Here is a 21,667-nt window from a genome sequence, read left to right as displayed (position 1 = left end):
GGAATATTTTAGATCAGTGTCAAAACAGGGATTTTTATCGCCTGTATCTACTCAATCGGGTTAGGCATCTTGCAGGGATGTAAAGAATCAAATGAAACGTGATGCACCAACGATTTTACTTGTGGAAGGCGACTTCTCATTAAGGCATCTGACGAGCGATATGCTTGCGATGCTGAACATGTCGGTGCAAAGCGTTTCTACGACCGAGGAAGCGTTGGAATTGCTGGTGGAGAACGATTACATACTTCTCCTAGCAGATATTCACTTGCCTAGCATGTCAGGCCTCGAACTGGCCGCGAAGGCTGTGGCCATGCAGCCGCATATTAAAGTGTTGCTGACATCCGGAACCGGCTTTCTGGTAGCGGACCGTATGGACTTCGAATTTGCCCTTCTCCCGAAGCCCTATAACATGCGCCAGCTCGAGCTCGCCATTTACCAGCTGGCCAAAGGAGCGCGCTCACAGCCAATGGAGAAGGCATCTGTCAGCCTTAATAAAAGGCAAATCTCTAGCGTATAGGCTGTACCCGGAACAGGCTTCCTCCGCCGCGTCGAAAGACTTGCATAGAAAACTTCAATTTTCGCGACTTTCCGGATCGGTACGGTGCGCTGAGATAGAAGAGGAAAGCGCTGGCAAAGAGCTTCACGATGATAGCAGAGCGCGCTTAAAAACCCGTGTTCGGATACGCCCGCCCGGATCTCTCTCGCGCCTGCCTGTATGCATACGCTTCGACTACCTAAAGCAAGCGAAGATTCATGTTATTCCCTTGGTCACAGGATGAACAACCAAAGCGCATAGCAGTGCGACGGTCTCGTTAATCTGAATTGCTGCGCAACCCATGGCGCTCTGTTTGTGGCAGAGGACATAATGATCCAGCGATGTATTGTCCAAAGTCTGAGGATCGGTATCATATAAACCGAGATGAATGTGATGAGGTACAGGGATTTTGACCTGGCGCCCCGGTTTCGGAAGAGAAGGTGCGGCTCTATTTGCCGCTCAAGGTTTATCACACCGGAACGCGGACTGATTTCACTGTCACACCGCGGACCCGGACTGCACAACGTAGTAAGTGCAAACGGTGATGGGCGAGTGTTATGTCGTTTGGGAATGTCTGTCATTCGCATTTGAAAGAAGACGACGGTGCTGTTGGACGGTAAGATGTCCCGGTCTCCTCCAACTCTCCTGGAATTGGATTGGCCCGCATACCGCAAGGAGTGCGGGCTTTTTTCGTTGTGCTGTTGCCTGGCCGGGGTAAACAGGTTGACAGTGGAAGTCTTGATGCTTCCGCAGACGCGCGCAACGGCGCGCCAAAGGATGGAAATTGGTCATTGAACATGGTGACAAAATCGATATCGCTCGGATTCTGATTGAACGCATTGACGGCGTCGTCGCACAGGCACGTGTCAGTACGTTGGCGTTAGCCAACGCGGTACTGGAACGCTGGGCCAGCGATGCGCCAGAACAGGGTGAACGTCAATGCCAGATCCAGATCACTTTCGAAGACGGTTTTCAGTACCACAGCCGCATCGACCTGAAGCGGTCCCAGAAGCGCATTTCCCTGGCCAGGCATCTGCGTGAGCAGCTGTTGGCCATGACGGCTCCCCAAACAGGCCGACGCAAGAAAAGGGATGACAGCGATGCAGCGGCCGGTATCACCCAACCGGGACGGTCCTTGAGTGTCGAAGCCATGCTTGCCCGATACGACATTTAGGCTGACTGGATCGGATGGAACGGCAAGATGCAGCCTTAATGCGCGTTAATCAACCGCGGCGGTCTTTATATCCGCTGGCTCTGGCTATGGCGGACGCACGCTAAAGCGCTACCTGAAACTCGCGATGGACAGAAAAGCATTCTGGGCGCGTTGCCGCGACACCTTGTATCACATTCCCCGAGTTTGATGTTTTAGTCACATGCGCATTCGTTGGAACGCTTCGGATCCGGCACCGGAGCTGATTGGTCATTTCGATGAATTTGCCATTTTCCTAGAGGGCCGTCGACTGTTTTCCCGACGCACACAGGCGCTGGTGTGGGCAAACATCAAACGCTTTGCCGATGTCATTGGCCCAGGCCACGATGCCGTGAACAAGGCTGGCTGGCATTACACGCCGACAGCTCCATTCTGCTTTACCGCTAGCTCGCATGGTCAACTGGTCGCTGCCGCTTGGGCTACGCATATTCGTGCTGAGAGTGGCAAGCATGGCTGCAATCTCGCCTATGCATTGCTTAGTGATGTGGAGGGTAGGGGATTGGCCAAGCTCCTTGCGGCCTTGGCATTTCATGCTCTTTTCAACGAAATCCCCAAAATTGGCTTCGTCAACATCCAATCACAGGCGTCAAACGAACGGTCAACCATTCTTGCCAGGTCATTCGGCATGCAACTGGTACCGGAGGAGGGATTTGATGCAGTCCAGCCAGGCAGTGATGCGGTAACCTCATACTGCACTTATCGTATTGGTGCACAGGCATTTGCATCGACTGTCAAGCTGGTGCTAGCGCAGCGCCTTCGTTCGCATGGAAATGATCATGGCGTCAAAGAGTCTGCTCGGAATCAAGCCGAGCCTACCTAGGAATGGACTGGATTTGGGGAAAACAGGTACACTGGATAAATGTACAGCGAAGGCAAATGATGGCAACGCGAATGACAACCTCAAAGGGTGGTACCAATCCCTTAAATCGCTACGGCATTGCCGATGCTGCGAGAATGCGCATCACGGCAGAGATTTTCCGCAACGTGATCACGCGGGGCCAAAAACAACTGGAACGTACCGCGGCACCAAAAAATCGGAAAGTACAGAAGCAGAGCTAAAAGTAGATTTGTTATGGAATGATTTTATTCACCGGTGAATAAAACTAGCAGCAAGGAAAGTGACACGCTATTAAAAAGTGTGCGATCTATTTAACATAAATAAAGTTATGGTCCGGACTGGCACCTTATTAAGTGTTGCGTTCTAGAGGGTGAATTTTTAAAACTATTGCAACTTTAATTGTATAAATGGTATTTTTTATGCGTTGCTCGTTTTCCTACGTGCGAAAATGGTTATCCAACTCTTCGACAACTCGGTACCACGCAATCTTCGCGGGCCAGCTCTTGTCGACGAATACGGATTGCCACGTTACTGGGCATCTGTCTGGTCGGCGATGTCAGCTGCCCATCTGGCCGATTCCACCCATCTTAAAAAGCTTCGACACATTGAACATCTCTACCAGCACGCTGATCTGTTGCTCGGATGGGCTGCGCTGGATGATGCGTTGGGAACTCTGAACGACGACGTGCTGGCCACCATCCTGGAATCCTGGTTCGTATCGATCCGAAACCAGCCACGAACCACCGAGGGCGACGAAAAGCGCTGGCAGACCGGATTGGGATTCGTTTCCTCGGTCTTGACATGGGTTTCAAAGAGCCAGGCAGGCCATTTGATACGCAGCATCGAGGAACGGCTGCAACCTCTCTCGCTGCTCTATCGACAGCTTCATGTACACAAGGCCAAGCCCATTGAGACAATCCGATCACTACCGGCGACCACTGTAGAGACCCTGTATGAGTTGCTGGATCCGGAATCGTCGCTGAACCCGTTTCCGCGAAGCCGGACACGTTGGCGAGTGTTTGTATCCTTTATCTTGATGTTGCATCAGGGCCTGCGGCGCGGCGAGGTACTCCTATTGCCGGTGGACTGTATCAAGAGCGCATTCGATCCAAAACAAGGCAGGATACGATATTGGATTAATGTGCAGGAAAACCCGTATGAGGATACCGGGAGCGACCCACGATATTCGAAGCCTGGGATTAAGACAGCCGCTTCCATCCGACAGGTTCCTGTTAGCGAGGCGACGGCACACACCATTGATAGCTACGCCCAAAACTTCCGTGGCCAACCGCAACACTCGTTTCTTCTGAATTCGCAGGCAAATATGCCGCTATCAACGGAAGCGCTGACGAAGGCGTTTACGAAGGTCTCGCAGCGACTGCCGGCAGATGTACTGAAACAACTTAGCGATCGCGCTGGAAAACGGTCCGTTACGCCACATGACTTGCGCCATACCAGTGCCGTAATGCGGCTGCATCAACTGCTGCAGCAAGGCGACTCGCTGGAGGAATCGCTTCAAAAGCTGCGTACATTCTTCGGCTGGTCAAAGACATCAGCGATGCCATCGCGTTATGCACGTGCCGTGTTTGAAGATCGTCTCGCTACCGTATGGAACGACGCGTTTGATGATCGCGCGGCATTACTACGTGCGTTGCCGAAGGGACGCTAAATGGAAAAGTCACAGCGTCTAGGGTTCCATGCTGGCGGTGACGACAATGATGTGCTCGCCCACCTCTGCGCGTCGTTGCCCAAGCTGCCCTCGGTGCTCCGTTACTACGATGAGTTTGATGATGCAATCAGATCGATCAGAAATCCCGAAGGCCAAGCGATTTTCGAGCTGCGGTACGGTGGACGTCGAAATCGACTGGACTTTGCGCGCCTTGGCCCCGAGAGGAACGTCATCTTCAAACATGTCTTTGCCCTCATCGTTGCCGAGGACTTGAGCGTCGGGACTGTAGCGGCGTACCTAGCCTCCGCACAGCACTTAACGCAGGCAGAGGTTACGGCGCTCGTAAGCGCCGGCCCCACACGGATTGGCTCGGTCTGGAAAGCGTTGCGCGTACGGGCCCTGCCGACTAGCGCGTATATGGCTGCCAAATACCTGTTGCAACTTTTATGTGCGTATCGATTGAATGGTTGGGCCAGCGACTACGTGGCCTACATCCACACCTCACTGCCCTTACCCGTCAGTGATAGATATGCTGGTGTCCGATCGGGCGATGTATTTCTGTCTGTCGACGAAGAAGCGCGGATTGTCCGGCATTTGGATGATGTCGTCGAACGGTTGGCGCAAAGTGCTGCAACGCGCCCCTCGCTAAGCGAATTGGCGGATGCCGGAATGCTGCTCTGTTCTTACCAGTTTGCAATGCGACCGATTCAAATTGCGATGCTCGACGTTCGCCATGTCCGAATTTGGAACGATGACATCTCTGACTACCCGGCGGTGCACCTGACCTTCCACATGGCCAAGCAACGCGGCAGTGGCAAAAGAATTCCTATGACCCGGCGAGTCAAGGCCGAATGGGCACCGCTCTTCGTTCAATGGAAAGCACATTTGGATGCTGAGGGTATTACAGGTTCAGTGAAGTTCTTCCAGGTTGAATCGACTTGGGAAGTTAGCAATAGAATCTCCACGCTCGTCAGGGCGCTGCTGGACTCGGACGACATCGGCACGGCGACAGATCTTCGCCACACTGCGGCACAACGCCTTGTTGATGCCGGCGCAAGTCACGAAGAACTGGCGGAATTCCTTGGTCATGCGCATACAAGCACGGGGCTCGTGTATTACGCCACGTCGGCATCGCATGCGGAGCGCATTAACCGCGCTCTCGGTGCCTCGGCCGTGTACCAGCGCGTCGCGAAAATAGCCCACGATCGTTTCATCTCTCCGGAGGAATTGGCAGAGCTGAAAGGCGAGCAACAGATTGCGGCCGTACCTCACGGAATTCCGATCGCCGGTATCGGCGGCTGCACATCCGGGCAGCCGGCCTGCCCTTATAACCCAGTAACTTCCTGCTATGGCTGTCGCAAGTTCATGCCGGTGCACGACAAAGCATTCCATGAACAGGTGCTGGCTGACATGCGGGGCGTAGTGCTGTTCTTCGACCAAAGTTCCCGTGGTGACACTCGATCACCGGCCTACCTGCAGTTGCAAAGGACAATTGCAGAGATACAGATCGTCATCACCGAGATTGAGGAAAGAGAGGCATGAATCGAAATTACCGAGCCTTCATCGAGCTTGGCCAAACACTGGCCGAGGGAAAAGGACTTCGTTGGGACATTCCTTTGGACGACAAGGGAATCGCACAAGACGGAGTGGGTTGGAATCTAACTGCCTGTGTAGCCGACGTTCCTCCCCCCACCTACTACCTGCGCGATCTCGGAGCCGATAGTAAGGCCTTGGCCATACTAAACATGGAGCGCGCCTCGAATGGTCTGGAGCCATTGCACAGCAAACCGCTCTCTGCTGGTTGGCAAGACATAATTAAGGCAGCCGTCGCCGAGCAATTGCTGTTCAAGCGGAACACCACAGCACACGTGTACAAGCATATTGTCCGGCCCTTACGGGTCATCGCCACATGCGTCGGCAAGGAACCATGGCAACTCAACTTGGATGATCTGCACACGGCAATTCAAGTAGGCAAGGCGATTCAGGCATCTGGAAAACTGGGCGACCTAGTAGTCGCCATCGTGAAAGTGGTGTTCGATGCGCATCATGTCTGTGACGCTGGTCAGATGTATCCCACGCTTGACGTAACCCGCTTACCGGTCAGGAGGTCGAAATCGAAGCACACCATGTCGGAAGACGAGCTGCGTGCCAATCTGGAGGAACGCAAGCGGGCCGAGCGACTGCCGGAGCGTCGTGCGTTCTGGGAATTGGTCCGCATCGTCATGACCGAAAAGCCGCGCACGTTCATGGACGAATTGCGGTTTGCAGCGATTCGTGCCATGGTCATATCCGGCTTCCGTATTGGAGAAGCCGCCCTGCTGCCGGTCGACTGGAAACGCGAGCGAGTCTATGTGGATTCCAAAGGGCAGCCGGCCGGCGAGATTGGCGGCATCTCGACGTCATTGATGCTGCGGCACTTCGCCGAGAAGCAACAGTCCGAAGAGTCGGATAGCCGCATCCTCCGGGAAAACACGCAACCGGTACCAGACATGTTCCGTCAGCTGCTGACCGAGACGCTTGACCGCGTTGCGCAGCTTACTCAACCGTTACGGGACACACTCAAGTTGCAATGCGAGACCGGGCGTCTTCTGCCGTGGTATCGGGAGAATGATGTCGTTCCCTTCATCGAACTATATACACGTGTGACGGGAAACCCGATCTGGCTGGACATCGACTGCAGTTCGTTCTTGGAACGATATCGGAAGACGTTCGATCCGAGTGTGCTTCAGGAGCTGCATCAATACCAGAACAAGAATTACGGACGCGAATCGAGCAAGCTTGATATGGCGGTTTATATGTTTGGGAACCGCTTGCAAAAGCAGATGCAAAATGGTGAAACGGTCGTGTGGTTCCGTAATGCCGGTGGTGCACCCATTGCCAGGGATCGTCGCATGTCTTGGGGCGACACCTATCTCAATGTCGGAGAACTGGAGGAACACATCAGAGCGACAACACCGACAAAGGTATCCGACATGGCTCCGTTATCGACGGAAAATGGCGCTATCCAATCGTGGGAGTTTCTGTTCTTGCAACCGAAGCGTTCACTTGTGGAGGAGCGTAATGAAGGGATATGCGACATTACACGTTGCATGGCAGTGAGCCGCCCTGACCCATTGTTTATTGGTTATGCCTTAGGAGATGCGACGCGTATTCCGTCATTGTTTGAGCGTTACGGTGCAACAGACGAAGATAGAGTCAGAAGCATCAATTCGCACTCACTGCGACACCTGCAAAACACCGAACTGTTCCGGCTGGGCGTTGCGGATACGATAATCTCGAAAAGATTTAACCGGCGCAGTGTCGCCCAGAGCTACGAATACGATCACCGCAGTCTAGCGGAAGAACTCGATCAAATAGAGATTCCGCATGAAGTTGAGATCATTCTGGGTGAGAAATCTGGCACGGTCGCCAGGATGATCAAGGCCGGAAAAGCCAATGGCCCGATTGTGGACGCGTTCCGACGTATCCAGTCGGCTGAGGGAGATTCGGCCGCTTTTGAATATTTGCGCGTAGAAGCAGACGGATTCCATGCTACGCCTTACGGGCATTGCCTGAACTCGTTTACCGTCGATCCCTGCCCCAAACACCTGGAGTGCTTCGCGAATTGCCGCCATCTCTCGGCAACCGACTTGCCTGAAAACCGGCAAAACCTAAAGCGGCTCGAAGGAAAGTTTAAAGCGGCGATCGAGACGATAAAATCGCGGCCTACAACGAGCCTCGGTTGGAAGAACCAAATGGACCATGCTGAAAGACGTCTGGCCGGTGTGCAGAAATTACTTGTAACAGCGCCGGGTGAACGCGTCTTCCCGGACGGTGTGGATCTATCGACAACCAAGAGGTCTGGAGTGCTGGATGACTGAACGAGGAGATACGATGCAAGATCACGATCCCGAGATGCGAGAGATACTGGAGATGATGCTCGCCACTGACCAGGCCATCACTGCACGTGCGGTGGCTCGTTTGCATCCTTCAATCACGGCGGCGTCATCCATTACCCGCAACCAAGCGCGAAGCCAGCTGCTTGCGCAATACCAGGAGCGCCAGACCGAGTATCGACGGTGGCGTGGTCGTGTTGGAAAGCAGTCTGGTGTGGATGCCGCGGCAGCGCTCGAACAAAAGGAACATCGTATCGTCGAGCTCGAGCACAACATGCAGCTCCTGATCGCTTCGCACTTGGCAATGCTGCGCGCGGTTGGCGCCATTGGAGGCTTCAACAAGTGGGCGCAGTTTTATGAACAGTATCGTGATGTACGGGAAAAGCTTGCGGCGCTTGGAGCCATGCCGGATACCACGGTATCGACAATGCAAGCGGAGAAATATCCAAACCAACGAGCAGATACGAAGCGACGTTGAGCATGCACGGCATGATATGTATTAGTTGTGACTTGATCTGACAGGATGTGTCAGATTACGAACTTCCGAGTTCGCCCCTTACCTGCCTGTCGGATTTCCTGATAGCCCGCGCTCATCGTTTCTGTTGACACGCGCAAGACGGCGTAGCGGTCCAATCAGGCGTTATATGGCGGGATGCGACCGACGGGTTTCCGTAAGCGTACGGTCTGAGCCGTATTGACGGAAATGATCGCTTTAACATTGAGCTGACCGGCGTCGATGGAAGTAATTTTGGCTACAGCTTTTGCAGGTCTTTCCCCCTGTAGCAGCCGATTTTCAGCTAAATTTACTGGCACACAAAACGAAGTAAGTTTGGAGTTTCGTATCAGAGGGAAGTAATTCTGGCTATTCGTAGCTTTGACTTTGGCGATTCGTGTACGTGCGTTGTCGGCATGACAAAACTAACAACGTTCTTTCAGGTGCCTGCGCCAATGGGTCGCCCGCGTGGAACACGGAAAATCGGCACCTACGGCCTCAAGATTAAACGCCGACTTCAATGCTTTGGTGAGACAGCTTTCACTCATTGGGTTGCATGAAGCTGATCCATCGGTCCAGTTGTATGAGAACGGACAGCCTATCTCGGACTTGATGAGGAGACAAAACCTCGTTACGTATTGGGTCAAAGACAAAGATCGTCAGGCACTCCTGTTCATCGCTGATAACAGCTGACCAATACGGAACCAACGCGAAGCGCAATTGAGCTTGTTCGATGATGCTGCTTATACCTATGAATATTTTGGCGCACGATGAAAACGATTTTTGTAGCTAAATTTACTTCGTAGTCGGTCTTCCATGTGATCTCAGCGCATTTCAGCGTCAGCGTAAGTGATTGATTGAGTTAAGAAAAGCTTCTCAAGGACGGATATGTAGCTAAAATTACTTACGCGTTTCAGCCAATTTTACTTTTGTCGACGAAAGGGGGCGGCATTAACCTGTATTTCTGATTTCAACAAACTATCTATGGACTCCCTCCGTTTTGCAAGACCTGCCGTTTTGATGTTGAAGTGGGAATCGACTGCATTTACTAAGCCGGAAGAAAGTAACCGAACATGTTATGCGGCGTAACGAACGCTAGGGTGTTGAAACATGGCGCGCACTAATGCTGGCGTTTTCTGTAGCGAGCGCAAGAATGCAATGACACGCTGCTTCATCCTGTCAGGGCCGGTGATGGCCACTTTGCCGATCTTGTGATGCTTCAGATGCGCCCACACGAGTTCGTCAGGATTGAGATCAGGGCTGTAAGAAGGCAGGCGCCATAAGCGGATACGATCCTGATTGTCAGTGACAAACTTCCTGACTGCGCCGGCCCGATGCACGGGATGGCCATCCACGATGAGGAAGATTGGCGTACTGCGGTGGTGGAGCAGGCGTTGCATGAATTCGATAAACAGCGTGGTATTGAACTTGCCTTCATGGCACATGAACCGGAATTCGCCCCGCGGGCTCACGGCCGAGATCATGTTCAAGGTGTGCCGTGCACCGGTGCGTTCAATGATTGGGGTCTGCCCCACCGCAGCCCAGGTGGTACCGCTGTGAATAATCAGAACGGACACTGGCCTCATCGGCAAAGAAAATAGACGCCCCCACACGCTTGGCCTCTTTCTGAATGGCTGGAAATTGTTCACGCAACCATGTCTCGACCAACACCGGATCACGCTGGTAGGCTCGCGCCAATGGCCGTTGCGGCGACAGCCCCAGCTTGCGCAGCAGTCTTCTGACCGAGACCTCGGACAGGCGGACATCGAACCGCTCACGAATCAGTTCCCGCACCATGTCCCGGGTCCACAGCGCGAACTCGAACTTCATCTGCATCGGATTGTGCGTCGTGACGGTGTCGTAGACCCAACGCAGTCCGTTGGCATCGAGCTTGCAGGGGCGTCCGGGTATGGGTTTGGCGCGTAGTGCAGCAATGCCACCTTCCCGATAACTGGCCAGCCATTCATAGATACGTGGTCGAGAAAATCCCAATGCCGCCACCACCTGCTCCGGGGACTCGCCCGCCTCGACGGCGCGCACGGCACGAATGCGCAGTTCTTCCAGGGTCTCATGTGACAGCTTGCGTCCATCGTCTTCGCGCATCTTCAGCCTCCCTCGCCCACATGATCTTCAGACAATGAAAAGCAATAAACGTTCGCATACTTATGTACGGATTAGTAAGTGTTCTGGCAATACAAGCCAACGCCGCTGTTGAAGCGGCGGTGTTGTTATGGAGAATTACTCACTACCAATGCAATTAATTCATTGGTGCGTATCTTCTATTCGAACTGCATGTCGGGGGCTCCCACAATCTCTACTCTAATAGGTCGCTCCCTTGCACAACTCTTCGGGAATCGGTTTCGTGGATTGACATAGACGCGCCCGATAGCATCAAACAGGGCAGAATGGAAATGTTCTAGATTTCGCTTAGGAAAGTCGTTTGTTCATTCACGACAAGAGGTTTCGCTTTGACAGTCGGCGCAACTAACTAATTTGGAAAGAATTGCAAAAATCAAAATGCAGCGTTCCTGTAACAGCATACCTAAGAATTGATTAATATGCATTTTCTCTGCCCGTTTTGACCACATTCAGGTTGCGTCAAAAGGGAAGATATCATATCTTATCATCACAAGATAGGAACTTCCATGACGGACTATGGTCTAGAACAACTACTGAGCTACAACAATACAAGTTATGAATTCACGTCCGGCCATAGCCTACGCTTCGTGATCTACCAAATAAACCCAAACGAAGAAAGGCCGCACGGCTTGTACTACAGCTTCACCATGCATGACCCGGAGGGAGCGCGCATTCTTGGTTTCGACAACGCCCATCCGGTGCCGCACGTAGGAAGCAGATTCATTAGCGGTCCAATGGAAGCTGACCATTGGCACCGCGACGAAACCGACAAGGGCCGGCCTTATAAATATGTGGACGCCACCACCTTATTGGTCGACTTCTTCGCCGCCGTGGAAAAAAAGGCAGCGGAATTAGGAATCCCCAATGACTACACGGGAGAAGATGATGACAAACACACGTAAGCCAAGTATCCGGTCACTGCGCTCGCTCCGCGACGAAATGGTCTCAGTCGCAAAAGGCGAACGCGCTCCATCGGAAGACGCTGGCCAAGCGATCTTCTCATCGGCTGAGGCAGTCACACGCCTGTTGAATCAAGAAAACCGGCACCTTCTCGACGTTATCGACACTCAACATCCGCAGTCGGTTGCACAACTGGCCGAGTTGGTTCAGCGTGCTGAGCCCAATGTCAGTCGCACTCTGTCCAAGCTAGTCGAAGCCGGGATTGTGGAAATGGTCAACGGCGAAGGCCGGACAAAGATACCGCGTTTGCGCTTGCGCGAACTTACCGTCAGAATCTTTACTACCAAATCGACCGACCAGGTAATCGAAGCCCATTGAAACACTGCACGACAGGCCAGGAGTCTGTCGGACTCAGGTTTTCAATTCAATTTTTCAGCGTTACGGGAAATGAACGCAAAGTTGCGGGTGTTGCGCATTACCGAAACAGGCATATCGGCACAAGGCGGAGCGAATGTTGCGCCTGACAAGCGCACTGAACTGACCCCGGCCGCTTTTTTTCGCGTTACGCCCTGTTCAATGTGCTCATGCGCTTCATGTTCCATGCCAGCGCGACCAGACTCCATTCGTGACGGACTTTTTCCATGCCGCGCAACAGGAACTGCCTGAATTTCATCACATGCTTGATGACGCCGAACACCGGTTCCACCGTCTGCTTGCGTAACGCATAATCCGCCCGGCCCGCACCCGTCTTCAGACGATGCGCCATCTGCGCCAGTGCATCGGCATCTTCAGCCAATGGCGCCGGTTCCGTCAAGCGAGCCAATAGTCCGGGGTAATGCGCTTCCCGCCCCATCGCAATCAGCGGCTCAATCCCCGCGTCCACACACGCGTTCACGTTGGCCGCACTGAAGAACCCGGTGTCGGCGCACAGTTGTTGCGGCAAGCCCAATCCGACTTCGTGCGACTTGAGCGTGGCCAGCATCGGCATGACCTGCTGCTTGTCGTTGCACGCCTGTGTTACGCCGGTGGCGACAATCAGCAGGCTGCCGGTATCGACCGCGCACTGGCCGTTGTAGCATTGCTCAAAGCCGCCGCCGGAAACCTTCATGATGCGCGACTCATCATCCGTCAGGTTGATCTGGTCTTTGTCCTGTGGCCCCGTTGCCGGCGGCTCCGGATCCTTGCCGCGCGGCTTCTTGCCCGCCTGGCGCTGCGCATCCCGGCGCGCTACCTTGCCCTCGTATTCTGCTTGTTCGATTGCATCGCGTTCGCGCGCCCGTTCTTCCAGCTTGCGCCTGGCCTCCCCCAGCGCCGCCAGCCGTTCCTGGCGCCGCCCAATCTCCTGCGGCACGTTCATCCCGTCCGGCACATTTTTGCGGTCTTCGCTTTCGGCCAGCGCCAGCAATTGCTTTACCTCGTCCTGCAGCAGCTTCTCGATCTTCACCAGATGGCCCCACGACAGCGCCCTGTGTTTGCCGGCATTGGCTTTGATCTTGGTGCCGTCCACGCTGATCTTGCCCACCTTGTGCATGCCCATTTCCCGCGCCAGCACCAGAACCTGGACAAACAGCTGTTCGAGCTGGCTGCCGAAGCGCTGGCGGAAGGTGGCCAGCGTATCGTGGTCCGGATGCGTGTTGGCAGCAATGTAGCGAAACGCCACCGATTCGTAGGTGGCGCGCTCGATCTTGCGGCTGGACGGCACGCCGGTGGCGTAGCCATAGATCAATAACCCAAGCAGAACGGCCGGATGATGCGCCGCCGATCCGCGTCCTCGATAGGCGCGCGTCACTTCCGACCTTGAATTCCCTTCACTAGAAACTGGACGAAAGCTTGGGCGATGTCGGTGCCGGAGTGATCGCCGTCAAGCCTGTACCAGCGTGGAATGCTGGTGATCGTGCCCATGAACCAGAATACCGCAAGTTTTGGGTTGCAATCGGCAATAGTCTTGTCGTCTATGCCCTCCTCGATCAAGGCCCGCAGGCGCAGATCGAATTGCCGACGGCGCGCCATGATCCGCTTGCGGTCGTTAGGTGTCATACCGCTGTATTCGTGAAGAACAGCCGAAGCCCCCAGCTCGCTCGCCAGGTCGCGGATGTAAATCAACACAAACTTTTCAAGTTTTTCGAGGCCATTTTTTCCTGTTGTCATGGCCTCTTCAAGTGCCCTATCGCCGATATCCATCGACAGATTGTGGCATTCGTATAGCAATTCCTGCTTACTCTTGAAGTAGTGATACAAGGCTGGTTTGGTCACATTTAGGCTTTTCGCAATCTCATCCAGTGAGACGTTCTGGTAACCACGATGTCCAAACGCGCGCGCGGCCTCCGCGATCACCGCCTGCCGTTTCAACTGGTATTGTTCGTCTTGGCTGTTGACCAAATTGTTCCATCTTCTGGGCGCTGTAGCCCCCCTCTTAGTGCCCGCCTTCTTCGCCTCAGCGCGTTCGGTGATGCTTCCTACCTTTGTCAATTTGGTTCCCTTGTCGCTGTGCGTTCACAATCTATTTGTTGATAAAAGATCCTACCAAAGATTCAATTATAAAGCCCGGGGCTGGCCGCGTCGTGGTTGCATTTCCACATCAACCGGAATGATCAAGACAGCATGAACCCTTTCTTCGGACACCGCCTTGCAATTATTTATAGCAGCAGGCAGCGCAATTCACTCAATCTCGCTTGTCAATGCTGCCATCGCCGCATCCAGCTCGGCGGCCCACGATGCCTTCCACGCGTGCGATTACGATTTGCGGCTACCCGCGCATCGCTTGCACCGGCCGAGCACCGCACAGAAACGGCCTTGAAAAATTCAGGGTCCTTTTCATCATTGAACTCGTTCAGTTTGTGCCCGGCGCAAAAAATTCTTTGGCCGACACCGCTCAGCACGATCACGCCGATGCATGTTTCTGAGCGTAGTTCGAGCAGGCGCCGGTGCAAGGTGCATCGATCATCGCCGCCGGCAGGCTATTGCTGTAATGCGGCCGGTTCAGGCTCGATAGGTCACCGCGTCACGCTTCGAGCGGGTAACCAGTTCCTCCTGCGTATCGGTCATGCTTTCCTCCTCTACCGTTTCCCAGCTCAGCCGAGCCAGCGCTTGCGCCGACGGTAATGCTTCATGTCACGATAGCTCTTGCGCTCACCATCCACGGTCAGGCCGAGGTAGAACTCACGCACATCCTCGTTCGTCTTAAGGTCGCCGGCGGCGCCTTCAAGCACGATGCGGCCATTTTCCATCACGTAGCCGTAATCCGCCAAGTCGAGCGCAACGCGCGTGTTCTGCTCCACGATCAAAAGCGTGAGGCCACTCGCCTTCAATTGCGCCAGCAAGGCATACACTTCTTCGATCATTAGCGGCGCCAAACCTAGTGAAGGCTCGTCAATCATCACCAGCTTGGGATCAGCCATCAGGGCACGGCCAATCACCAGCAACTGCTGTTCGCCACCCGACAGATAACCTGCGGTGCGCCCGCGCAAAGCTGCGAGGCGGCCGATGCGCTGGTACACCTGGTCCAGACGCCGGCGCGCCTCGGCTCCGCCCACCATGTGGCCGCCGACGATAAGGTTCTGCTCGACCGTCATGTGCCGCAGTACCTGCCGTCCTTCGGCCACATGCACGATGCCATGCCGGACGATATTCGACGGCTCCAGATTAGTCAGCGGCGCCCCGTCGAAGGAAATACCGCCGCCTGAAACTCGGCCGTCCTCGCAACTGATCAGGTTCGAAATGGCCTTCAGGGTTGTGCTTTTACCAGCCCCGTTGGCGCCTAGCAAAGTCACGCATTTCCCTCTCGGAACCTTAGCCGAAATTCCTTTCACGGCGAGGATGACGTCACTGTACAGCGCTTCCACGTTATTCAATTCAAGCAAGTCTCTCTCCCAAGCAGTTCACGCGCCCCTTGCGGAGCGCGTCACGCAGGTCTTACCATTTGGTCAGGATCGGAACGGCCACGTTCTGATCCACAATCGTGTACTTACCGCCTTGCACCATTCCAATGTTCACCGTCAAGCCGCGCGTTGGAAACGGAGCCTCTTCGGAATAGGTCAACGTCGGCAATACACTGAAGCTTTGTTCGGCCGTGATCGGCGTTGTCACCAGCGTCTTACGCACGACTTCGCCGGTCAGCTTAGTCGGGCCTACCGCCTTCGCCGCGTTTTCGATCGTGCGCACCGCCACGATCGCCTGGTTCAGGCCCATGAGACATGCAACGTTGTAGCCAGCAGTGACCTTGTATTTGTCACGAAGCTTTTCATAAAACCCGCGCGCCGTGGTCTTATCCTCGGTTGGGATGGCCATGCCGTAAGCTTCGTAATTGCCTTCCATTTGTGTAAGACCGCCAATGGCCTTGCCAGAAGCCAGCAGGCTGTTATGGGCGCTCATCATGATCGGGATATTAGTCTTGCCCAGACTTTGCAGCGCGCGCCGGGTCGCCACCACGGCAGCCGTGTTGGTCTGGATCTGGATGACTTCCACGCCCTTGCGCACCAGTCGTGCTACCTGCTGAGTCAGATCGGTCGGCTGCACTTCGGTATAGATGGTTTCGACCACTTCCAGCAGCTTCGGATTCTCCTTAGCGTATTTCTCCATACCCTTATGGATGTCTACGTAGGCGGGGGAAGCCTCAGAGGAGATGATGCCCAGCTTCAGCGGAGCGTCGCCGCCGCGTTTCTTGCGGAACCACTCCATGAAAGCCGTCGCCTCGTGCGGATAGGTGGGGCGCGCATTGAAGACCCAGGGATTCGGTTTCCAGCCGTAACCGTAACCAGCGGTGGCCATGATCATCGGCACCTTGTCGTTCGGCAGACGCTCCTGCAACGCGGCGGCATCCGGGCCGCCCATGCCGAACACCAGGATCGGATTCAATTCCGATTTAGCCCCCGGCCAAAGGCTTGCCACCTGCGCCACGTCGTAGCGGGTGTCGTAATCCTTGATTTTCAGCGCGACACCCAGTTCTTTCCCGACCTCGGCGTTCCACCAGTCGACCACGCCGCGGCGGCAGCCCGCGAGGTCCATCATGATGTCAGCGTAGGGCCCCGTGAAATCGGCCAAACCGGCGAGGTTGTAGGTGGTCTGGGCCTGCGCGCCGCTGGCAGCGAGTAGCATGCTCAGGCCGCCACCCGCTCCGAGCAACCAGGCATATCCACGGAGCGGACGCTTGTTGAACTTTTTGTAGAAAGTACCCACTTTTTATCTCCTTGATAGTTATTGAACAAACGCACCGACAAGGGAGACGTCGTATCCCGCCGCCCTGTTTTCTTCTCAATAGGGAAATGGCCACAAGCGGTAGGAGCGCTTGAGGATTTGCCATCTGTGCATCAGGCCGCGCGGCTCGAATATCAGGAAGCCGGCGATCATCGCTCCCAGGAAGATATTCATGGCGGCGAAGACGATGTCGCCGCCCAGGGACGGCACATGCTCCACAATCGTGGAACCGGCTGAAATGATGATCTCCTGCGACAGCTTGATCACGAATACGCCAATCAGCGCTCCGGTGATTGAGCCGATGCCGCCGACGATGATCATGGCGATTAGCCAGATCGAGTGGAACAGCGTGAATTGGTCGACGGCGACGAAGCGAACATAGTACGCCCACAAGCCACCGCCAATTCCGGCATAGAAGGCGCCTAGCAGGAAAGCCACCGCCTTGGTGCGCACCACGTTGATCCCCATCATCCCGGAGGCGACATCGTCGTCGCGCACCGCTAGAAACGCACGTCCATGCCGACTGCGCGCCACGCTGTAGGCCCCGAATAGCATAAGTACTGTCACTGCTAAGCAGAGGTAGTAGATAGAGCGGTCCGAATCAAGATTGAACCCCAGAATCTCTGCTGGCTGTACCGTGATGCCGGCCGAACCACCCAGCCAGGAGGCGGGTAGGTTTAGCACCAGGAAGTGGAACAGGATTTGGGCTGCAATGGTGGTCAGGGCCAAGTAGAAGCCCTTGATGCGAACCGCCGACATGCCGAAGATGAAGCCGAAAACGGCAGCTGCCACGCCGCCCACCGGTAGCGCTGCCCAGATTGGCCATCCGGCCTTGCTGGCTAGGATCGCCGTGGTGTAGGCACCGACGCCCATGAACGCGGCTTGCCCAAGATTAATCTGCCCTCCCAAGCCGGTGTTGATCTGAAGGCCGAGCACCACCACCGCCGTGATCAGCATCGTGGTCACGATAGCGACGATGCGCGGCTCGAACAGCAGCGGCAGGGCCGCCATGAACAATGCGAACAAGACCAGGGCCAAGCGCTGCTTGGAGGTGCGGATCAGCGCCTGATCCCGTGCAAAGCTGGTTGCAAATACGCCTGCTGGATCCATGATTTATACCCTCTCGATAGTCTTCCAGCCGAACATGCCGGTCGGCCTGATCAGCAGCACTAAAAGCATGATGATGAACGGCAGTACGGAGCCCACTGCGCCGCCTACCAGGGGATCGAGGTAGGCCATCGCCAGCCCCTGGACGATGCCAACCAGCAGCCCAGCCAGCAACAGGCCGCCAATCGATTCGAGGCCGGCCAAGAGTGCGACAGGCAAAGCGGCCATGCCGATTTCCGATGTCAGCAGGTTGAGTGATTTCCCGCTCAGATAGACGATAGCGCCCAAGGTCGAGAGCACCGAGCCCAGAGCCCAGGCAAAGGCCACGGATCGCCGCACAGAGATTCCCATCGACATCGCAACCTGGTGGTCTTCCGCCACCGCAGTCATGCGCAGGCCGGCCCGGGTCTTGTTGAAGAACCAGGACAAGCCGAGACCGATGACGATGGTTAGCAGTCCCCCATAGAGCAGCGAGCGTGGAATCAGCAGGTCACCGACCATGATGGGCGCCAGCGGGAATACAATGGGGAATGGTCGCACTTGGGGGCCGAAGGCAACCAGGATGACGCCGCGGATCAGGATCAGCAGGCCGATGGTTACCATCACCATCGAGAAGACCGATTCGCCTACTAAGCGCGAGAAAAATAGGCGCTCGATCAAGAGGCCGAACGCGACGGCGGCGGCAAATGCCAGGGGCAAACCGGTCCACATCGTCAAGCCGAGCTCCATGACCATCCACCAGACCAGGAAGCCGCCGAACACGACCAGCTCACCCTGGGCAAAGTTGAACACCTTGGAAGCGCGGTAAATCACCACGAAGCCCATGGCGATCAGCGCATACAGCAATCCGATCAGTGCGCCGTTGATCAGGTAATTCAGAAACTCAATAATCATGCTACCCTCCGCTGGACGACAGCTTCCCCGCGGCGCGGCGCCGACGTCTCGCTGTCGTGAATGGCAACCCGGGCAGCCAGGCTGCCCTGGCGCCCGTCCTGATAAGTGACGGGAATCTGGATATCGACCGCATCGGCCCCGGCGTACAGACCGTCGATCACGGCGGCGTAACGCTGCTCCAGGAATTCGCGTCGCAGTTTGCGCGTACGCGTCAATTCGCCCTCATCCGGGTCCAGCTCCTTCGGAAAATTGGCGAAACGGCGAACCCGCGCATGGGCGGGCAGGAAGGAATTGACGCGCTGGATCTCGGTGCGCAGCAATTCCGCCACTTCGGGCTTCTGCGACAAGTCGGTGAAGGTGGAAAAGCTGAGGTTCTTTTCCTCGGCCCAGCGTGACATTACGTTCATGTCGATGTTGATCAGGGCCACGACGAACTCTCGCGTGGCGTCACCGACTGTCATGATGTCTTTGATGAAAGGGCTGAAACGCAAGCGCGTTTCGACGAATTGCGGGGGGAAGCTTTCCCCCGACGCGAGACCCCGCAGGTCGCTCATGCGCTCCAGGAACACCAACTCGCCGCGCTTGCTACGCGTGACCGCATCGCCGGTGCAAAACCATCCGTCGACGACTTTTTCGGCGGACGCGTCGGAGCGGCGATAGTAGCCGCGGAAGTGCGTGCCACCGCGAATCTGCAACTCGCCTTCCTTCGTCAGTTGCCATTCCAGCGGCGCATCGGCATCGGGATGGGCACGCAGCCAGTGCCCAACCGTTTCCAAGTCGTAGCAGTCGCCCTGATGCATGGTCAGCAGGCCGGTCTCGGTCGATCCGTAGATGTTACGCAAAGGCACGCCGATCGCATGGAACATCCGAAACACGTCCGGCGCCATGGTCGAACCGCCGCAGCCGGCAATCCGGAGACGGGTCAGGCCCAGTTGATCGCGCAACGGCCTCAGCACCAGCGCCTCGGCCAGCGGGAATGCCAGGCGAGCTCGCGTGCTGACCGGCCGCCCCTCCAAGCGCGCGACATTGACTTCGTGGCCGATACTCAAGCCCCACTCGTAGACGCTGCGGCTGATCTTGCCGGCATCAAGCATGCGCGCCTGCATGGTCGATGCCAGGCTTTCCCACTGGCGGGGAGCGAACACCATCGCTTCCACCGCCAGCTCCCGGATATTGCTCAGCACCTGTTCCGGCCCCTCCGGAAAATTCACCACGAAGGGCAGGCCTACGCCGAGCGTGATGCCGATGATCTGCTCGGTCGCCCACGCCGGAGCGATATAGGTGAGATATTCCATGCCCGGCTTGGCACCGGTAGCGTCGATGACGCGCTGTGCATTGTCTATCAGGTACTTGTGGCTCAGGATCACGCCCTTGGGCTTGCCGGTTGTCCCCGAGGTGTATGAAAGCACCGCGATGTCGTCTGGCTTGCCCTCTTGCAAAAAAGCGCGGTACAGCTCGGGCTGTTCGCGATGCAGGCGTCGGCCCTCCTCCTGCAATGCGGTCACCGTGCGCAGCACATCCTGACGATAGGACCACATGCCGGTGTCGTCCCAATAGGTGATCCCTCGCAGGAGCGGTAGACGGTCCTTGATAGCCAAGCCCTTGTCGACTTGCTCCTGGTCCTGGGCGAACAGGTACACCGTTTCGCTGTCTTCGAGAACGTAGGCAACTTCCTCCGCTGTCAGGTCGGGGTAAAGGGAGACGGCCTTGCAACCCAGTGCCTGTGCCGCGAATTCAGCCCAGAAGTGCTCGGGTTCGTTTTCACCGATGATGGCAATCGTTTCACCGCGCTGCATACCGAGCCGATGCAGGCCAAGTGCCAGCTCACGTACGTTTTCCTGGACCTTGGCGAAGCTGAAATCGCGCCAGATCCCGCGATATTTATGACGTTGAGACAGGCGCTCCGGCGTCCGGTCCGCATGCTGCTGGAGCAGTTGCGGAAGCGTTGACATGGTTAACATCATTTTCCTCCGTCGCCAAGATAGGCTTTCAGGACCGCCGGATCAACCTGGATCTCGGCGGGGATACCGTCCGCAATCTTGCGGCCGAAATCGAGTACCGCAATGCGATCGGCCAGATCCATGACGACACCCATGTCATGTTCGACCAACACGACCGGAATGCGCTTGGCTTCGCGCACGTCGAGGATAAAACGGGCGAGGTCTTCTTTCTCTTCCGAGTTCATGCCCGCCATCGGCTCGTCCATCAGCAGGATCTTCGGTTCTTGGGCCAGGGCGCGGCCGAGGTCGACCCGCTTGCGCAAACCGTAACCGAGGCTCCCAACCGGCTGATGCCGGATCGACTGGATCTCCAGCAGCTCGATGATTTCTTCGACGATTTCACGATGCTCGAACTCTTCGCGCCGGGTCCGGTTGAAATAGAAAAACGCTTCCGGCAATGTGGCACGCATGTGGATGTGGCGGCCCACCATGATGTTGTCCACCACGCTCATTCCGGAAAAAATATGCGTGCCCTGGAACGTCCGGGCGAGCCCTGATCGCGCGATCTCGTGTACTGGCTTGCCCTTGATGTCCTGCTGTTTGAGCAGGATGCGGCCCTGCTGCGGGCGATAGAATCCGCTCAGGCAATTCATTAGGGAAGTCTTGCCGGCGCCGTTCGGGCCGATGATGGCGAACAGCTCGTCGGCGCGGACTTCGACCGACACATTGTCGAGCGCGACGATGCCGCCGAATGCCATGCGAATTCCCTCCGCCGCCAGCACCACGGGCGCGTCTTGCGCCGCAACCCGGGGCGCGCTCACGCCGCCCCCGGCTGCGTGGATACCTTGTCTCATCTCGTCTCCTGTCGTTTTTC

The 21,667-nt window shown here is 55.9% G+C and carries 19 protein-coding genes and 1 pseudogene; 10 read left to right on the top strand and 10 right to left on the bottom strand.

The features are described from left to right. The first annotated feature begins 91 nt into the window (after positions 1–91). From ASE07_RS18150 to ASE07_RS18120, 8 genes are all read left to right on the top strand, one after another. Complete coding sequence (locus tag ASE07_RS18150; protein WP_057292233.1) at positions 92–517, top strand: response regulator; 426 nt, start codon at positions 92–94, stop codon at positions 515–517. Positions 518–1,319: 802 nt separating this feature from the next. Further along, entirely contained in the window at positions 1,320–1,709 is a 390-nt protein-coding gene (locus ASE07_RS18145; protein ID WP_057292232.1) for a hypothetical protein, read from the top strand. Between the two features lie 199 nt (positions 1,710–1,908). Continuing rightward, positions 1,909–2,565: a GNAT family N-acetyltransferase gene (locus ASE07_RS18140; protein ID WP_057292231.1), complete on the top strand. Its 657-nt coding sequence runs from the start codon at positions 1,909–1,911 to the stop codon at positions 2,563–2,565. Positions 2,566–2,636: 71 nt separating this feature from the next. Then, on the top strand, positions 2,637–2,804 hold the full coding sequence (locus ASE07_RS28930; RefSeq protein ID WP_156396744.1) for a hypothetical protein: 168 nt from the start codon (positions 2,637–2,639) through the stop codon (positions 2,802–2,804). Between the two features lie 227 nt (positions 2,805–3,031). Further along, positions 3,032–4,252: a site-specific integrase gene (locus ASE07_RS18135; RefSeq protein ID WP_057292230.1), complete on the top strand. Its 1,221-nt coding sequence runs from the start codon at positions 3,032–3,034 to the stop codon at positions 4,250–4,252. After that, positions 4,253–5,794, top strand: a complete 1,542-nt coding sequence (locus ASE07_RS18130; RefSeq protein WP_057292229.1) for a site-specific integrase — start codon at positions 4,253–4,255, stop codon at positions 5,792–5,794. It begins immediately after the preceding gene. Beyond that, complete coding sequence (locus ASE07_RS18125; RefSeq protein ID WP_057292228.1) at positions 5,791–8,112, top strand: hypothetical protein; 2,322 nt, start codon at positions 5,791–5,793, stop codon at positions 8,110–8,112. The genes ASE07_RS18130 and ASE07_RS18125 overlap by 4 nt, the downstream gene beginning before the upstream one ends. 13 nt (positions 8,113–8,125) lie before the next feature. Continuing rightward, on the top strand, positions 8,126–8,605 hold the full coding sequence (locus tag ASE07_RS18120; RefSeq protein ID WP_235548523.1) for a hypothetical protein: 480 nt from the start codon (positions 8,126–8,128) through the stop codon (positions 8,603–8,605). Between the two features lie 1,091 nt (positions 8,606–9,696). Here ASE07_RS18120 and ASE07_RS30405 read toward each other — a convergent pair. Next, positions 9,697–10,206 (bottom strand): IS630 family transposase, encoded by a 510-nt coding sequence (locus tag ASE07_RS30405; protein WP_268793443.1) that lies wholly within the window; start codon positions 10,204–10,206, stop codon positions 9,697–9,699. Beyond that, the gene (locus ASE07_RS30400) at positions 10,133–10,723 is read right to left on the bottom strand and encodes an IS630 family transposase (RefSeq protein ID WP_200960970.1); all 591 of its coding nucleotides are present in this window, start codon (positions 10,721–10,723) and stop codon (positions 10,133–10,135) included. Before ASE07_RS30400 ends, ASE07_RS30405 begins: the two co-directional genes overlap by 74 nt. 542 nt (positions 10,724–11,265) lie before the next feature. Here ASE07_RS30400 and ASE07_RS18110 point away from each other — a divergent pair. Next, positions 11,266–11,661: a toxin-antitoxin system TumE family protein gene (locus tag ASE07_RS18110; RefSeq protein ID WP_057292226.1), complete on the top strand. Its 396-nt coding sequence runs from the start codon at positions 11,266–11,268 to the stop codon at positions 11,659–11,661. Next, on the top strand, positions 11,624–12,037 hold the full coding sequence (locus tag ASE07_RS18105; RefSeq protein ID WP_200960969.1) for an HVO_A0114 family putative DNA-binding protein: 414 nt from the start codon (positions 11,624–11,626) through the stop codon (positions 12,035–12,037). Before ASE07_RS18110 ends, ASE07_RS18105 begins: the two co-directional genes overlap by 38 nt. A gap of 184 nt (positions 12,038–12,221) precedes the next feature. Here the strand turns inward: ASE07_RS18105 and ASE07_RS18100 are convergent. The 8 genes and pseudogenes from ASE07_RS18100 to ASE07_RS18060 form a co-directional block, all read right to left on the bottom strand. Further along, positions 12,222–13,451 (bottom strand): annotated as a pseudogene (locus ASE07_RS18100) (transposase); the annotation flags it as partial. Continuing rightward, on the bottom strand, positions 13,445–13,993 hold the full coding sequence (locus ASE07_RS18095; protein ID WP_235548525.1) for a TetR/AcrR family transcriptional regulator: 549 nt from the start codon (positions 13,991–13,993) through the stop codon (positions 13,445–13,447). The gene ASE07_RS18095 and the pseudogene ASE07_RS18100, both read right to left, overlap by 7 nt. A 737-nt stretch (positions 13,994–14,730) precedes the next feature. Beyond that, positions 14,731–15,519: an ABC transporter ATP-binding protein gene (locus tag ASE07_RS18085; RefSeq protein WP_057292223.1), complete on the bottom strand. Its 789-nt coding sequence runs from the start codon at positions 15,517–15,519 to the stop codon at positions 14,731–14,733. A 52-nt stretch (positions 15,520–15,571) separates the two neighbouring features. Beyond that, complete coding sequence (locus ASE07_RS18080) at positions 15,572–16,834, bottom strand: ABC transporter substrate-binding protein (protein WP_057292222.1); 1,263 nt, start codon at positions 16,832–16,834, stop codon at positions 15,572–15,574. Between the two features lie 75 nt (positions 16,835–16,909). Then, positions 16,910–17,962 (bottom strand): branched-chain amino acid ABC transporter permease, encoded by a 1,053-nt coding sequence (locus tag ASE07_RS18075; protein ID WP_057292221.1) that lies wholly within the window; start codon positions 17,960–17,962, stop codon positions 16,910–16,912. A 3-nt stretch (positions 17,963–17,965) separates the two neighbouring features. Beyond that, complete coding sequence (locus ASE07_RS18070) at positions 17,966–18,853, bottom strand: branched-chain amino acid ABC transporter permease (RefSeq protein WP_235548522.1); 888 nt, start codon at positions 18,851–18,853, stop codon at positions 17,966–17,968. After that, the gene (locus tag ASE07_RS18065; RefSeq protein WP_200960968.1) at positions 18,850–20,805 is read right to left on the bottom strand and encodes an AMP-dependent synthetase/ligase; all 1,956 of its coding nucleotides are present in this window, start codon (positions 20,803–20,805) and stop codon (positions 18,850–18,852) included. Before ASE07_RS18065 ends, ASE07_RS18070 begins: the two co-directional genes overlap by 4 nt. A gap of 8 nt (positions 20,806–20,813) precedes the next feature. After that, the gene (locus ASE07_RS18060; protein ID WP_235548521.1) at positions 20,814–21,647 is read right to left on the bottom strand and encodes an ABC transporter ATP-binding protein; all 834 of its coding nucleotides are present in this window, start codon (positions 21,645–21,647) and stop codon (positions 20,814–20,816) included. Positions 21,648–21,667 lie beyond the last annotated feature (20 nt).

This window comes from Noviherbaspirillum sp. Root189 (genome assembly GCF_001428545.1).
Lineage (GTDB): Bacteria > Pseudomonadota > Gammaproteobacteria > Burkholderiales > Burkholderiaceae_D > Noviherbaspirillum.
This window is presented reverse-complemented; position numbering and strand designations above follow the sequence as displayed.